Origin of the sequence: Biformimicrobium ophioploci (assembly GCF_030270605.1) — a bacterium.
GTDB classification, from domain to species: Bacteria; Pseudomonadota; Gammaproteobacteria; order Pseudomonadales; family Cellvibrionaceae; genus Biformimicrobium; species Biformimicrobium ophioploci.
In genome coordinates this window covers 643,781-658,287 of record NZ_BSYJ01000002.1, presented here as the reverse complement: position 1 = coordinate 658,287, position 14,507 = coordinate 643,781, and the positions used below count along the sequence as shown (strand labels likewise).

Sequence of the window (14,507 nt, the reverse complement as noted above, 5' to 3'; positions counted from 1 at the left end):
CCGGAGTGGTGAATGACTGGGCCGCCGACAAGGAAACTTTCCCCATGCCGTGGGGCAAGCTGATGATGTGGATCTTCCTGCTCGGGGACACATTTATCTTCAGCATTTTCCTGATCGGCTACATGAAAGTGCGCATCAGCAGTCTGGCGGAATGGCCCAATACCAGTGAGGTATTCGCCCTTACAATTTCCGGCGTCCATGTGCCACTGCTGCTCATTGCCATCATGACCTTCGTGCTGATCACCAGTAGCGGCACCATGGCAATGGCGGTCAACTATGGCTACCGGGGCAACCGTAAAAGAACCGCCCAGCTCATGCTTGCAACCGCCCTGCTCGGCGCCGCTTTCGTTGGTATGCAGGCTTATGAGTGGTCCAAGTTGATCAGTGAGGGCGTGCGGCCCTGGAGCAACCCGTTCGGCGCACCCCAGTTCGGATCGTCGTTCTTTATGATCACCGGGTTTCACGGACTGCATGTTTCCGCCGGCGTGATCTACCTTTTGATCATTGCGAACCATGTCCGCCGGGGCCATTACGATCGCAAGGGATACGCGATCGTGGAAATCGCCGGGCTCTACTGGCACTTTGTAGACCTGGTCTGGGTATTTATCTTCGCCTTCTTTTATCTCTGGTAACGGGAACAGGTAATCCGGGAAATGCGCAGCGACAGTGACCAGCAGCACCCCATCGGGCTCTACCTCAAGATATGGGCGCTGCTCTTTGTCCTGAGCGCCATGTCTTACATGGTGGATTTTTACCAGGTCCAGGGCTACCTGCGCTGGGCCCTGATCGTGATCCTGATGCTGCTGAAAGCCGGCCTGATCATGGCGATATTCATGCATCTCAAATGGGAGAGGCTTTCACTCAAGCTGGTACTGTTCATCCCGCCCATCGCAATTGCGCTGCTGGTCCTGCTGATGGCAATCGAAGGGGAATACACGTTTTTGAATCGACTGGGCTTCCTGTCGTCCGAGTGATTCCGCCCACTGCAGGAGCCGTTTGTGCTGAAGAGAACCAGAGGACACGCCAGGACCGCGATATTGCTCTCGCTCTGTTCGGCATTCCTGCTGTCCGGCCTGCTGGCACTGCTGCTATTGCCTTCAGGCAAAGAGGCCCCGCCCAGGATACAGGGTGTATTGATCCAGAACCCGCTGCCCCTGCAACCGTTCACACTGGAGTCACACACTGGCGACCTCTTTTCCAATGAACAGCTGCGCGGAACATGGCACCTGATTGCCTATGGCTACACGCACTGCCCGGACATTTGCCCTGCCACCCTCGCCACGCTGACGGAAACCATGCGAGCCCTGCAGCAGGCTGACGCGCGCGATACCCGGGTGCTGTTTTACAGCGTCGACCCCCAGCGCGATACCCGCGCAAAGCTTGCGCTCTACGTCCCCTATTTCGATCCGGGCTTTATCGGCCTGCGCATGTCAGGCGACGGCAGGCATCTCGGCTTCGAGCGTTCGCTCGGTATCGTGGCAATGCTGACGCCAACGGAATCTACGCCGAACCCGTCCGATCCGACCACGCCCTCTCCCGCGGCGGGAATACCCTACCGCGTGAGCCACGGGGTGCATATCTTCCTGACCAATCCGGACGGCGCCCTGCAGGCCGTATTCAAGCCGGGCACCGATACCCCCGGAATCCAGTCATTCTCGGCAGAGCAGATCGCACGCGACTACACAGCCATCCGCCGGCATCTGCGCTGATCATAAAAGCAACTGGCCCGCATTCTGCCGCTTCGGTATGATGGCGCCTCGTTTTTGCCCCGGATTTACGCTCCGGAACGCATGAGGAAAAAGAAATGACGCAATACGTAGTTTGCGCCATGTACAAGTTCGTCCGCCTGGACAACTTCGAGGCGCTGCGCGAGCCCCTGCTCGCCACCATGGAACAGCACAATATCTGCGGCACCCTGCTGCTGGCTGAAGAAGGCATCAATGGCACCGTAGCCGGCGCCCGCGAGGGCATCGACGGACTGCTGTCCTGGCTGCAGCAACAGCCTAACCTGGCCGATATCGACTACAAGGAATCCTTCACCGACCAGCGCCCGTTCAAGCGCTGCAAGGTCAAGTTCAAGCGCGAGATTGTCACCATGGGTATTGAGGGCATTGACCCGAAGCGCGTGGTCGGCACCTACGTCAAGCCGGAAGACTGGAATGCGCTGATCAGCGATCCGGAAGTCCTGCTGGTAGACACACGCAATGACTATGAAGTCCAGGTCGGTACTTTCAAGCACGCAGTCAACCCCAAGACCGATACCTTCCGCGAGTTCCCGGATTACGTGAAGAAAAACCTGGACCCGGCGAAGCACAAGAAAGTCGCCATGTTCTGCACCGGCGGCATCCGCTGCGAAAAGTCCACCGCTTACCTGAAGGAACAGGGCTTTGACGAGGTGTACCACCTGCAGGGCGGCATCCTCAAGTACCTGGAAGAGGTGCCAAAGGAGGAAACCCTGTGGGAAGGCGAGTGTTTCGTATTTGACGACCGGGTAACCGTGGACCACGACCTGCGGCGCGGCCACTACGACCAGTGCAACGCCTGTCGCCTGCCCATTACAGAAGAAGACAAGGCCTCAGAAAAGTACCTGCAGGGCGTCAGCTGTCCGCGCTGCTTTGACAAATATTCCGACGCGGACCGCGCGCGTTTCATGGAGCGCGAGAAGCAGATTCAGCTGGCGCGCCTGCGTGGCGAGATCCATATTGGCGATGCCGCGCGCGAAGCAGCAAATCAACGCCGCCAGGCCAAGGAAACCCATCGCAGGGAACAGCAGGAACTGTCCCGCAAGCGACAGGCCGAGAAATAGGCCATCCAGCTAGGATTGTGATGCGGCCCGCTGCTCGGGCCGCACAATCAACAGCGTCGAGGCAATGGAGAAAAGGCAGTAGGCCAAGAACCAGTAGAACCCCACCTCCAGCTGCGCGTCCAGCGTCAGCATCTGTCCCATCTTGCCCTTGGCACTGCCAGCCAGGTAGGCGACGATAATGGACATCAGGAAAACGTCCGCCATCGACCACTTGCTTACCGCACCGATAAAGCGCCCGATCCGCGCCTGCCACAGCTCATGCGGCAATACCAGGTAAACAAGCTGCATCCATAGCTTGGTCAGCGGAATGACAATGCTGAACAGCACCACCAGGAACGCAACCAGCTCGTCACCACCATCCCAGAGGGCTTCCGCTGTTCCCAGAATACTGCGGGTCTCGTTATAGGCCTCCACCTGTCCCTCAATCCGGTCGAGCCCCAGCATGCTGGAAAACATCGTCAGCATACGCCGGTTGTCATCACTTTCCCCCGCAAACGCATCTATCGCCCCGCGGATAAGCTCCGACTTCTCGATGGTGCCGGTCAGGGTCAGGACGGGCTGGGTTACCCCGGGATAAAGCAATAACAGCGCGCCGAAGATGGCGCACAATGCAATGATTTTTCTGGTGGGCATGCAGCCTCCGCGACAGGATTCACATTTGATATTGTCGGAGAGGTTTGGGGAAACGGAAAGCGAAGATTGCGTTTGTCAAAAAAACCAGATTACCAGTGCGCCAATCACGGTGCCATAGACCCACGCATTGGCCATCTTCCAGTTCGTGATGATAAACACCGGAATCAGTACCGGGGATAGGAACAAAAACCCTATACCCCGGGTGTTGTTCTGCTCATAGGCCTGCGCAAAAATAAGCACAAGGCTGAACAAAATAACAACAAGCCCGAATATATCCGCAGGCCCGTGCAGGAAATTGAATTCCATGGCGCTTGTTTTCCTTATTCATTACGCTTCGCGCGACCGCAAATTTTTGCGACGCTTGCTTACTTTGAAAGTAGCAGTGCAATGACAGGCCGCCAGAAAAAACAACGACTTTTAAAAGATTTATGCGCGGGATTCGTCGCCGGTTTTTCCCGGAAAACTCATACCGCAATGTAAAAGGGTAGAAAGAAGAAATTGCGGCCACCCTGCCGGGATGGCCGCGGTCACTGCATCAGGGTTGCAGGTGACGTTTGAAGAAGTCCTCGACCATGCTGTACCAGTGAATGCGCGTCTGCTTGCCACGCAGGCTGTGCTTCTTGCCCGGGTAGGTCATCATCTCGAACGACAGCGCCTTGTCCTGCATCTCCTTCACCAGCTTGGTGGTGTTAGTAAACAACACGTTGTCGTCGGCCATGCCGTGATAGACCAGCAGCGCGCCCTTCAGGCCATCAACATAGGGGAATACCGAGGATGCCGCGTAGGCGTCCGCATCCGGCCCAGGGTTGCCCATATAACGTTCGGTATAGTGGGTGTCATACAGCGCCCAGTCCGTTACCGGGGCGCCGGAAACACCGGCAGCAAAATAATCGCCCGCCTTGAACATGCTCATCAGTGCCATATAACCGCCGTAGCTGTGGCCGAACACGCCGACCCGGCCAGCATCCACGAATGGCAGGGTGCGCAGGAATTTAACGCCGGTTACCTGGTCGTCGACCTCTACCGAACCCATTTTCTTGTAAATGGGATCCTCGAACGCCTTGCCGCGTGCAGGCGAACCCCTGTTATCCAGGGTAAAAACAATAAACCCCTGCTCTGCCAGATATTGGTTAAATGCTCTAGTGTACGCCCTTTTCGCCCTGCTCCACCCGTGGTGGACCATCTGAACACCAGGCCCCCCATACAAGGAAAATATCACTGGATATTTTTTATTTTCGTCGAACTCTTTCGGCTTAAACATTCGATAATAAAGTTCGTGCCCTTCGGGCGCCTTGATAGTACCGAACTCCGGCTCGATCCAGTCCGCCATAAAGCTATGCAACGGGTGGCCGGGCTCCACGGCGTTCTCCTCCAGCCAGGTCAGGCGCTTGCCGGATGCGTCGTGCAGGCTCACCTGCTCTGGCGTAGTGGTATTGCTGAACGTATCGACGTAGGCAGAGGCATCCTCGGCAAAGCTAATTTCATGCATGCCAGCACGCTTCGATACGCGTGCCACCTTTTCCGGTGCATCTGTCGCCAGCTTTGTTGAATACAGGTGACGCTCGAGAGGGGTATCCGCCCGGCCTGTGAAGAACACCTCACCGGTCTCCTCATTAACGGCCATCAGCTCGTCCACAACCCACTCTCCCTTGGTCAGGCGGCGGGCCAGCCGGCCATCCATATCGAACAGGTACAGGTGCTTGAACCCGTCGCGCTCGGACGCCCACACAAAGCGATCACTGTCCTTCAGGAATTTCAGGTCATTATGTAGGTTGACCCAGGTAGTACTGCTTTCCTTCAAGGCAACTCGAGTTTTGCCACTTTCGAGATCGAAGAAGCGCAATTCGAGGTTCTGCTGTTTGCGATCCTGCCACTGGTAACTCAGCAACCCAGCATTGGCCCACTCGACCCGCGGGATATAGATATCGGTTTCCTTGCCCAGGTCGAGCCAACGGGTCTTGCCGGTTTCCAGGCTGAGGACGCCAAGCTTCAGCGTCACATTCGGGCGCCCAGCCGCCGGGTAGCGCTGCTCGATCATCTTGATCGAATCCGCATAAATCTCGCTGCGGGTAACCAGGTCCACCGGGCTCTCGTCCACCTGCAGGTAGGCGATGTGGGATTCGTCTGGCGACCACCAGTAGCCAGTCATGCGGTCCATCTCTTCCTGCGCGACAAACTCGGCCATTCCGTTCTTGATCGGGCCCTCACCATCTGTGGTCAGCTGGCGTTCGCGGCCCTTGTCGAGGTCGTAGACGAAAATATCCTGGTCACGCACATAGGATACGTAGCGGCCTTTGGGGGAAACACGCACATCGGTCTCGAAGGCATCGGTTCTGGTGAGCCGGCGAGATTCCTTGTCGGCAAGGCCGTAGTAGTAGACATCGCCCGCCAGCGGGAACAGCAGGGACTTGCCGTCCTCGGACCAGGTGTATTCCATGATACCGCTGCCGAAAATGCGCTGGCGCTCGCGGCGCGCTTTTTCCTCGTCCGAGAGTACCTCGGCGCCCTTGTGCAGGGAGTCGGAATTGACCAGTACGCGGGTCCTGGCCTCAGCCAGGTTGTATTCCCACAGGTCATAGCGGTTGTAGTCTTCCTCACGCCCCTTGAGGAAGGTAACCCGGCTGCCGTCCGGTGAAATTTCAAGCGCACGCGGGGTCGTGCCTGCCAGCGCGGGGTCAGAAAAAATACGCTCGATGGTCAGCTTTTCAGCGTGGGACTGGCTACTGAGTGCAACCAGAGCGCCCAACATCAGGTGTTTGAGTTTCACGATAGGGAGTCCGCTATTTTGAGTAATGGTGTTCAGCTTCCATGCGCGCAATTCAGCGAATACTGTATATAATCGCAGTATGCGCAAGATTATTCACGCCGACTGCGACTGCTTTTACGCTTCCGTTGAGATGCGGGATGACCCGAATCTGCGCGGCAAGCCTATCGCTGTTGGTGGTTCTTCGCAAAGACGCGGGGTCATCTCCACCTGCAACTACGAGGCGCGCCGCTTCGGGGTGCGCTCTGCAATGGCCACGGCGCACGCCGTGCGACTCTGCCCGGACCTGGTGGTAGTACCGGGTAACATGAAAAAATACCGTGAGGTCAGCCAATCTATCAGGGAAATATTCCTTGAATATACCGACAGGATAGAACCCCTTTCCCTCGATGAGGCCTATCTGGATGTCAGTGATAGCGCCCATTGCCAGGGCAGCGCGACCCTGATCGCGGAGGAAATACGGGCCCGGGTCCGCGAGCAGCTGCATATCACCATCTCCGCCGGCGTCGCCCCCAACAAGTTTCTGGCCAAGGTCGCCAGTGACTGGAACAAGCCGGACGGGCTGTTCGTGATTCGCCCGGACCAGGTCGAGGCATTTGTGCATCAGTTGGCGGTGCGCAAGATTCACGGGGTGGGCCGCGTCACCGCCGAAAAACTGCACAACATGGGCATCCAGACCTGTGCAGACCTGCGCCGCTTCAGCAAACTGGATCTGGCCCGCAGTTTCGGTAAATTCGGCCAGCGCCTGTACGAACTGGCTCGCGGTATCGATGAGCGCGGTGTCAGCAGCGACCGGCGCCGCAAGAGTGCCAGTGTTGAACACACCTTCAGTGAGGATATCGACGGGCTTGAACAATGGCAGCGCGAGCTGGCACGCCTCTATGAGCGTCTGACCGAGCGACTGCAGAAAATGGACGACCGCTACCGTATCTCCGGCGCCTTCGTCAAAGTGAAATACCACGATTTCACCAGCATGAGCCAGGAACGTGCCAACAAGTCCTGCCGTATTTCCGAGTTTCGCCACCTGCTGGGTCTGTGCTGGGAGAAACGCAGTGACCCGATTCGGCTGCTCGGCGTGGGTGTAAAGCTGATCGACCTGCAGGACGATGGCGGTCCTTTACAATATGAACTCTGGCCGGAAGAGAAGAAAACCGTGGCACCGGTCCGGGAACCGCTCTGATCAACGCAACATTAACGGCCTGTATCCTTTCGGATTTCAAAACTGTCCACCAGGCGTGCGTTGCCATCGTAGGCATGGTAAATCAGCCGGTCCTGTTCGATCCGGATATCCAGGGTCTGGTAGGTGGCCGTGTTTTCCAGCGTGAACTCCGCATAGTCTCCTGGAGCCTGCTCATACATCTTGGTACCGCTCACAGACAGCACGTACACCGTGCCCTCGCCCTCTGACACCTGTTTACCATCCTTAAGCGGAAAGGTTCTGAGGTAAGAATGATCGTGCCCCTGCATGACCACATCGACCTTGTGCCTGTCGAATATCGGCACCCAGTGCTTGCGCACTCCCTTATGGGAACGTTCCGGTTTCGCTGAATATGCGGGGTGGTGGTAGACGGCAAATTTCCATTTCGCGTCCGATTGCGCCAGCACCTGATCGAGCCACTCCGCCTGTGACGCAGGTTCGAGGTTGGAGTCCAGAATGACAAAGAGCGCATTGCCGTATGTGAAATGATACGCCCTTTCCGGGGCAATCCCCGCCGGGCCATTCTTCGGCAGGTCAAACAGTTTCAGGTAAAGGTCCGGATTGCCACCATGCACCTCGTGGTTGCCAATGACGGGCACCAGTGGACGGTGCCCAAACATCTGCGCGCCATAGCCAAACAGGTTGTCCCAGTCGTCGCGTTCGTTGCCGCGATCAACAAGATCCCCGGCCATGATATAGAAGCGTGCTTCGGGTTCCTCCCGTACTGCCGTGACCGCCAGCTTGCCCCACTGGTCCAGGCCGTTCTGGGCATCGCCCATATACACAAACGAAAATGATTCCGGTTGCGCCGGCGCAGTTGAAAACTCGCCGGGCCTCGCCCAGCCACTGCCGTCGCTGCGACCGATGCTATAGCGGTATTTCGTGCCGGGCTTGAGCGCACTGAGCGCCTGGCTATAGCGCGCGACCCGCGTATCATTGACCAGGTCATCATCCACCAGCAGCGATCGCTCGGCGTTCAGCGTGCGCGTCTCAAGCACCCTGCCATCGTCGTCGAGCCGCTCCAGCCTGACCTTACCCCAGTTCGCCTGCTCGCTACTGCGCCACTGCAGGGACTGGGTGGTTTGTGGGTCCCCCGCCCAGGTCATCACCAGCTGATCTGGAAAGTCCCCGGCCGGGAAAACGGTACTGCGCAGGACATCCAGCACACGCGCATCCCGACGGGATTCAGAAGCGACCTGAACGATCTGGGTACCTGACAGCCCCGCCGGGCAGCTTTCCAGCGCATATTCGATGTCCCGGTAGGGCCGCTGGCCAGGTGCACACTCCACCAGCTGCAGGCCTGCCGGGTAGGATTCACTGATGGTTACCGGACTTCCCTGTGTCAGGGGGCGCAGACCTACCAGGTAGTGAAAGCCCCGCCCGGAAAAGGAATTCACGCCCAGCCTGACCTCCCCCGCCGGGTAGGACTTCTTCCAGACCCTGAACCCGCGCCCGGCATACTGCGCAACTTTGCGGCCAGGGGCAAAGCCCGCTTCTTTCAACCAGAAAGCCTCCTGCTCGACCTTCACATCGAATGCGAGCTGGACCTCGACTGGTTGGGAGCTGCGGAAATAGACATGGTTTTCGGCAAAGGCGCGACGCTCGTCGGGCTGCAGCAATCGCAGCAATGCGCCGGTATCTTTGCTGCCAAGTGCCGGAGGGGTATCACTGCTTCGCAGGCGCTCGAGCAGTCGGCTGGCCGCGTCATGCACTGACAGGCCATCGTGGGCCAGGCCGGGCAGCGGAAAGTAACAGCTCAACAGCGCCAGTAGCGACGTGAAAAACAACCGGCACAACCACATTTACCGTTCCCCCTCTTCCAAAACTGCCCTGTTTACAACAGCCTAGCGCGTCCATGAGGTATTTTTGTTACAGCGACCGACCGGCCCGGACACATTTTCTTTACCTGCCCGCTCCCCTAGAATACCCACAGCAACCAGATACAGGGACCCTATGAATCTGACCAGAAAAACAAACTTTCGCCTGGCACTGCTGATGTTATTGGTGACATGCAGTAGTGCCTGCTCAGACCGGAAGGCAGCACCCGAATCCACTTCCGGTGGTGAAGCGGAGGCCATGGCCCAGATAACAGGCGTCGCCACCTATCGGGAGCGCATGCTACTGCCACCCGGCGCGACGTTCGAAGCAGTACTGGAAGATATCTCGATTGCCGATAAGGCTGCGCTGGAACTAGGCCGCACGACCATCAGCAAGGTATCGGGCCCTCCATTCGCATTCAGTATTCCCTACGCGCCCGGGATTATTGAAGAAAACCATCGCTATGCCGTGCGCGCACGCATTACAGTCGATGGGCAACTGTGGTTCACATCGGATACCGTCCATCCGGTGCTGACCTACGACGCCGGCAGCTCCGTTGAAATACTGCTGCGGCGTGTTGGCCAGCAACCCGGACAGAAAAAACCGCCTACCCCGGAAGACAACATAAAGGAAGGCCCGCAATGATCTATCCGCTCTTCGCCATGGTGCTGCTGACGTTCATCGTCACCACCGTGACACTTTCCGCGCGCATCAAGAGCGTTAAAAGCGGCAGGGTCTCACTCAGCTACTACCGCCTGATGCAGGGCCAGGACCTGCCCGATAGCGTTACCAAATCCTCACGCCACTTTGGCAACCTGTTCGAGATCCCGGTGCTTTTCTACGTGGTGGCAACGCTGTTCGTTGTTCTCGGTATTGAAGACCGTCTTGCGGTGGGAATCGCCTGGGCATTCGTGGCAGCACGTTGTATTCATGCGCTTATCCACCTGACTTACAACAACGTGTTGCATCGCCTGTATGCATTCATGGCCGGTAATGTCTGTGTGCTGGCGCTCTGGGTTTACCTGCTGGTGCGGGTATCCAGCCAGGCAACCGCCTGATCAGCCACTGGTTTGCAACAACAGGGCGGCGGGTACCGGCCGCCCCTGGTCAAAGACTTCCTGCCCACCCAGATAGAATGCACTGGAGCCGCCACCATCCAGGTTCATCGCATCCCAGCATCCCAATTGCCGCAACCTTGCCGGAACTTTGCGTAGCGCTATCCCCCTGTGGACATAGAGGATGATGTCCCCGTTTTGCCGGCTACAAATGGCGGTGCGCGGCCGAACGTCATCCAGCTCTACACCGGATCCCCAGAAAACCTCTTCGTTATAAGTGAGCGTTTCGACACCCTGTGTCAGCAATCGCGGGCCACCGCCTATCGCCGCATGCAGGGCGAGCGGGCGGCCTGCTTTTGGCACTGCGATGGGCGCTACCTGCCCCGCAGCATAAGGCAACGGCTTTTCAAAAACCTGTATTTCTTGCGCTGAACTGCCAGATTGATAAGACCAGTGAATACTGGAGGTATTGTCTGCATGCAGGAAAAAGGCACTGCGCAAAACCGGCAGTTGCACACCATTGCGTGTCAGTGCCGGAATGTTATGGGCAAGGACCTGCCCGTCGACTGCAACCAGTGACAGCGCCCTGTCACCGGCAAAGAATCCTCCATTGATGGCTGCGATAACGCCTTCGCCAGCTGCCCATTCCCGCATCGGTGTTGCGGCCGGTTTCAGGGCTGGCACCAGCTGCAATGCCATGTTGGCCAGTGCGCTGGCGGCAATATCGAGGTACCAGGCCTGCTCCCCATCCACGTGGAAACCTATCCCCGCAGGCAGGTCGAACTCGGCGGAGCGTTCCTGCCAGGAAGGCTCCAGTGCCGCTGCCGTGATCGCGCAAAGCGTACAGCCGGCGAACACCCGTAATCGTGCCCATTTCGCTGCGCACAAAACTGCCAAAGCGCTTCGAGCGCGCACCCAAATCATGATCATGCGACTATCTGCATTACCAGCCAATCGGCAACCAGGGCCGGCTGCTCCTGCCCTTCAATTTCGATGGTCACTTCGAATTTCATCAGGTAGCGGCCCTTTTGCCTCTCCCGGATTTCAAGGATTTTCGCAATCGCACGAATATTGCTGCCCACCCTGACAGGGTTCAGGAAGCGCACCTTGTCCAGGCCGTAATTGATACCCAGGGTCACGCCTTCAATACTGATGCTGAACTGTGAGGCAAAGTGGGAGATCAGGGAAAGCGACAGGAATCCATGCGCAATGGTGCTGCCAAATGGGCCGTGCCTGGATGCCTCCTCATCCACATGGATAAACTGATGGTCCAGGGTGGCATCCGCAAAAGCGTCGATACGATCCTGGTCGATGCAGAGCCAGTCGGTTGGTTCCGAGACAAAACCGACAAAGTCCCCGATCCGATCCACCGGCACGATTGTCGCCATCAACATAATGAGTTCCCGTGAGCTTGCAATGAAACCAGAAGGATACCGAAGGCAGCCCCGGATTATCTAGTTCGCACGAAGTCGTTCGTCGCGATCAAACCAGCCGTAATCCAGAAAGTGCATGACCTGCTCGATAACAGCATCGTTACGCATCATAAACGTGTGGGTTACCGGCATCACCAGATGGTCCGACATACCCTCCAGCCTGGTGTTTTTAACCGTTACCTTGCCGTCATCCGCGTCCGGCAGGATCAACGAAAGAATCGGGTTGTTAGTCCAGCTCCCTGCGATGATACCGAGCTTGAAATCAACCGGGCCCAGCTGCCGCGGAAAGCTGTCGGCGCCGGTTCCCAGCTGTGCTCCGGCCGGGCCGTTCCAGAGACCAAAACCCGGCAGGTCCCGGTAGGCATCCACCACTTCACTGCCCTGGTTTGGCGGGCCCAGCATCACCACCCGGCCGAGCCGCTCCAGCCCATAGCGCGCAACATACTGGCGCACCAGAATCCCGCCGAGGGAATGGGTCACGAAATGCAATTCCCCGGCGTCGGCGCACTGCTCAACACCGCGCCCAACGGCATCCACCGCAAGCACTTCGATCGGGTGTTCCCTAGAGGGATAACCGATATTGGCCACCCGGTATCCTGCATCGGCAAGCTCGTCCGCTATCGCCCCCATCGAACGTTCCGTGCGCGCCAGACCGTGCAACAGCACAACGCACTGTTCCTCCACGTCAAAGTCGGAAAATATATCCGCCTTCGCCGGCAAACACAGCAGCAAGCCCAGCAGAAAACAATGTCTGGCGATTAAATAGTTTCTTGATCCAATCATGCCACTCTCTGTGCGCCCCTTTTGTGGTTTTGACTCCATCCCTAAGGATTATTTTATAATCGGCCCCGGCACGGGCAACCCAGATACCCGTGCGGTGACATATATTTGCGCCGAAAACAGACCTAGAAACGCCAAAGGAGCCGATATCAGTGCTGAACATGGACTTTGACCAGCGAGTGGTGATTGAGACCGCCAGCCAGGATTGGGTCGCCAGCCCCGCAGCGGGCGTCTGGCGCAAGCCCCTCGAGAGAGAGGCAAAGGAATCCGGGCACACCACCAGCATTGTCCGTTATGAACCCGGCTCGGCCTTCTCCACTCACCCCCACCCTCTGGGAGAGGAGATTCTTGTGCTTGACGGTGTATTCTCCGATGAGCACGGTGACTATCCCGCCGGCACCTATCTGCGCAACCCGCCGGGCAGCGATCATGCACCGTTCAGCAAAGAGGGCTGTACGATTCTGGTGAAACTGAACCAGTTCAATCCGCAGGACAAGACGGAAGTCCGGGTCAACACCAATACTGCCGACTGGCTACCCGGGATCGGAAAACTTGAGGTTATGCCGCTGCACAATTTCGAGGGCGAAAACGTGGCCCTGGTGAAGTGGCCTGCAGGAGAAGTTTTTCAGCCACACACCCACTTTGGCGGCGAGGAAATCCTGGTACTGTCCGGTACCTTCCAGGATGAATACGGCAGCTACCCGACCGGTTGCTGGTTGCGCAGCCCCCATATGAGCAACCACTTCCCGCGGGTCGAGGAGGAGACCGTAATCTGGGTCAAGACGGGGCACCTGCCCTGAGCCAGCCGTTAAACCAGAAACGCCGGGAGCCCTAGCGCTCCCGCACCCGGATACCGTCAGCCACATCGGTATCCGGATTGGCGATCACCGTATCGCCTTCTTCAAGGCCGGTAATCGCCGCTTCGAAACCATTGCGTGCGACCACGCCCACCGCCGTCTCAAGCGCCCGGCTACCGTCCACACGGTACAGCAGCCACTGCTCTCCAGCACGAAACAGCGCATTCTCCGGCACGATCAATACATTTTCATGCGACTCGATGGCAAATTCGGCATCCACGCGAAAGCCGTCACCCAGTCGCTGCCACTGTGCCGGCTCCGATGTGATTTCGCTCAACACCAGCACCCGCTGCTCCTCAACCCCGAGGGCGGAAATCTTGGTAAAGCCCCTCGGCTCCACCCGCTTGACCCGCCCCTCGAGGTCATCGGCCCCGCCCCAGCGCCTGAACGCCACCGGGGTTTCTTCGGTAATCTTTACCGCATCTTCTGACAGCACTTCCGCCACTACTTCCAGCGAAGTGGGATCGCCCACATCCAGCAGGGGCTCACCGGCCACCACGGTCCCGGCGCTCTCACGATGCAACGCCAGCACCCTGCCAGGCACCGGGGTATTCACCATCAGCGCCTCACCCTCGATCAAGCCCGCTCCGCTGAGCCGCGCCTCGGCCGCGGCCAGGCGATATTTCGCCACCAGATTGGTAAAGCGGGCAGACCTGAGCCGCGTCTCCGCCTGGATCATTTCCGTGCGTGCCAAGTCCAGCGCCTGCCTGGAAATCATGCGCCCCTGCGCGAGTTTTTCCAGTCGCCCGAATTCCCGCTGCGCCAGGTCGTATGCCGTACTCGCGCTCTCAATACTCTCCGCAGAACCGCTCAGCGCAGCTTTGGCGGCCTCCCTGTCGGCAAGGGTTGCGGCGCGGCTGCGGGCATCCAGCGCCGCTGCGGGCATGGGTTTCAGGCTGGCCACCACGGCGCCCTCCCCTACACTGTCACCCACATCCAGCGGAATGCGTGACAGGTAGCCATTGACCGGCGCGGAAATGGTATAGCGGTCGACCACGCGCGTATAAGCCTCTTCCTCTACCACGACCGTCAGGTTGCCGCGCTTGACCTTGGCAATCTCGACCCACTTGGGGTTCGGCCACAGGCCCCAGACCAGCAACAACGCCACTGCGATCAGTACTGCGATGAACCTGAGGCTTCTTGCCGATTTCAACTGCATGTGG

At 58.2% G+C, this 14,507-nt stretch carries 16 protein-coding genes; 8 read left to right on the top strand and 8 right to left on the bottom strand.

The window, feature by feature from the left end; all coding sequences use genetic code 11:
- Window positions 1-8: 8 nt before the first annotated feature.
- The 4 genes from QSJ80_RS06295 to trhO all read left to right on the top strand — a co-directional run bounded on the left by QSJ80_RS06295 (window position 9) and on the right by trhO (window position 2,806).
- Window positions 9-632 carry a heme-copper oxidase subunit III family protein gene (locus QSJ80_RS06295; protein WP_285763557.1) on the top strand — a complete coding sequence of 208 codons (624 nt, stop codon included), beginning with the start codon at window positions 9-11 and terminating at the stop codon, window positions 630-632.
- A gap of 21 nt (window positions 633-653) precedes the next feature.
- The gene (locus QSJ80_RS06290; protein ID WP_285763556.1) at window positions 654-974 is read left to right on the top strand and encodes a cytochrome C oxidase subunit IV family protein; all 321 of its coding nucleotides are present in this window, start codon (window positions 654-656) and stop codon (window positions 972-974) included.
- A gap of 24 nt (window positions 975-998) precedes the next feature.
- A complete protein-coding gene (locus QSJ80_RS06285) occupies window positions 999-1,709 on the top strand; it encodes an SCO family protein (protein ID WP_285763555.1) in 711 nt (236 codons plus the stop codon).
- 95 nt (window positions 1,710-1,804) lie between these two features.
- The gene (trhO, locus tag QSJ80_RS06280; RefSeq protein ID WP_285763554.1) at window positions 1,805-2,806 is read left to right on the top strand and encodes an oxygen-dependent tRNA uridine(34) hydroxylase TrhO; all 1,002 of its coding nucleotides are present in this window, start codon (window positions 1,805-1,807) and stop codon (window positions 2,804-2,806) included.
- A gap of 9 nt (window positions 2,807-2,815) precedes the next feature.
- Here trhO and QSJ80_RS06275 read toward each other — a convergent pair whose 3' ends face one another.
- From QSJ80_RS06275 to QSJ80_RS06265, 3 genes are all read right to left on the bottom strand, one after another.
- On the bottom strand, window positions 2,816-3,439 hold the full coding sequence (locus QSJ80_RS06275; RefSeq protein ID WP_285763553.1) for a paraquat-inducible protein A: 624 nt from the start codon (window positions 3,437-3,439) through the stop codon (window positions 2,816-2,818).
- A gap of 75 nt (window positions 3,440-3,514) precedes the next feature.
- Entirely contained in the window at window positions 3,515-3,745 is a 231-nt protein-coding gene (locus QSJ80_RS06270) for a hypothetical protein (RefSeq protein ID WP_285763552.1), read from the bottom strand.
- A gap of 229 nt (window positions 3,746-3,974) precedes the next feature.
- The gene (locus QSJ80_RS06265; RefSeq protein ID WP_285763551.1) at window positions 3,975-6,206 is read right to left on the bottom strand and encodes a S9 family peptidase; all 2,232 of its coding nucleotides are present in this window, start codon (window positions 6,204-6,206) and stop codon (window positions 3,975-3,977) included.
- Window positions 6,207-6,285: 79 nt separating this feature from the next.
- On the opposite strand from QSJ80_RS06265, the gene dinB reads away from it, so the two are divergent.
- Window positions 6,286-7,383 (top strand): DNA polymerase IV, encoded by a 1,098-nt coding sequence (dinB, locus tag QSJ80_RS06260; protein ID WP_285763550.1) that lies wholly within the window; start codon window positions 6,286-6,288, stop codon window positions 7,381-7,383.
- Between the two features lie 11 nt (window positions 7,384-7,394).
- Here the strand turns inward: dinB and QSJ80_RS06255 are convergent, their stop codons facing one another.
- Window positions 7,395-9,203, bottom strand: coding sequence for a purple acid phosphatase family protein (locus QSJ80_RS06255; protein WP_285763549.1), 1,809 nt, complete (start codon window positions 9,201-9,203; stop codon window positions 7,395-7,397).
- A gap of 151 nt (window positions 9,204-9,354) precedes the next feature.
- On the opposite strand from QSJ80_RS06255, the gene QSJ80_RS06250 reads away from it, so the two are divergent.
- Together QSJ80_RS06250 and QSJ80_RS06245 are read left to right on the top strand one after the other, a co-directional pair.
- Window positions 9,355-9,864 (top strand): YbaY family lipoprotein, encoded by a 510-nt coding sequence (locus QSJ80_RS06250; protein ID WP_285763548.1) that lies wholly within the window; start codon window positions 9,355-9,357, stop codon window positions 9,862-9,864.
- Window positions 9,861-10,277, top strand: coding sequence for an MAPEG family protein (locus tag QSJ80_RS06245; protein WP_285763547.1), 417 nt, complete (start codon window positions 9,861-9,863; stop codon window positions 10,275-10,277). The genes QSJ80_RS06250 and QSJ80_RS06245 overlap by 4 nt, the downstream gene beginning before the upstream one ends.
- Here the strand turns inward: QSJ80_RS06245 and QSJ80_RS06240 are convergent, their stop codons facing one another.
- From QSJ80_RS06240 to QSJ80_RS06230, 3 genes are all read right to left on the bottom strand, one after another.
- Window positions 10,278-11,132, bottom strand: a complete 855-nt coding sequence (locus QSJ80_RS06240) for a phosphodiester glycosidase family protein (RefSeq protein WP_285763546.1) — start codon at window positions 11,130-11,132, stop codon at window positions 10,278-10,280.
- Window positions 11,133-11,200: 68 nt separating this feature from the next.
- The gene (locus QSJ80_RS06235; protein WP_352176186.1) at window positions 11,201-11,668 is read right to left on the bottom strand and encodes a MaoC family dehydratase; all 468 of its coding nucleotides are present in this window, start codon (window positions 11,666-11,668) and stop codon (window positions 11,201-11,203) included.
- A 60-nt stretch (window positions 11,669-11,728) separates the two neighbouring features.
- Entirely contained in the window at window positions 11,729-12,490 is a 762-nt protein-coding gene (locus QSJ80_RS06230) for an esterase/lipase family protein (protein ID WP_285763545.1), read from the bottom strand.
- Window positions 12,491-12,648: 158 nt separating this feature from the next.
- Here QSJ80_RS06230 and QSJ80_RS06225 point away from each other — a divergent pair, with 158 nt between their 5' ends.
- Window positions 12,649-13,287 carry a cupin domain-containing protein gene (locus QSJ80_RS06225; RefSeq protein ID WP_285763663.1) on the top strand — a complete coding sequence of 213 codons (639 nt, stop codon included), beginning with the start codon at window positions 12,649-12,651 and terminating at the stop codon, window positions 13,285-13,287.
- Window positions 13,288-13,318: 31 nt separating this feature from the next.
- Here the strand turns inward: QSJ80_RS06225 and QSJ80_RS06220 are convergent, their stop codons facing one another.
- Entirely contained in the window at window positions 13,319-14,503 is a 1,185-nt protein-coding gene (locus QSJ80_RS06220; RefSeq protein ID WP_285763544.1) for an efflux RND transporter periplasmic adaptor subunit, read from the bottom strand.
- Window positions 14,504-14,507: the final 4 nt, after the last annotated feature.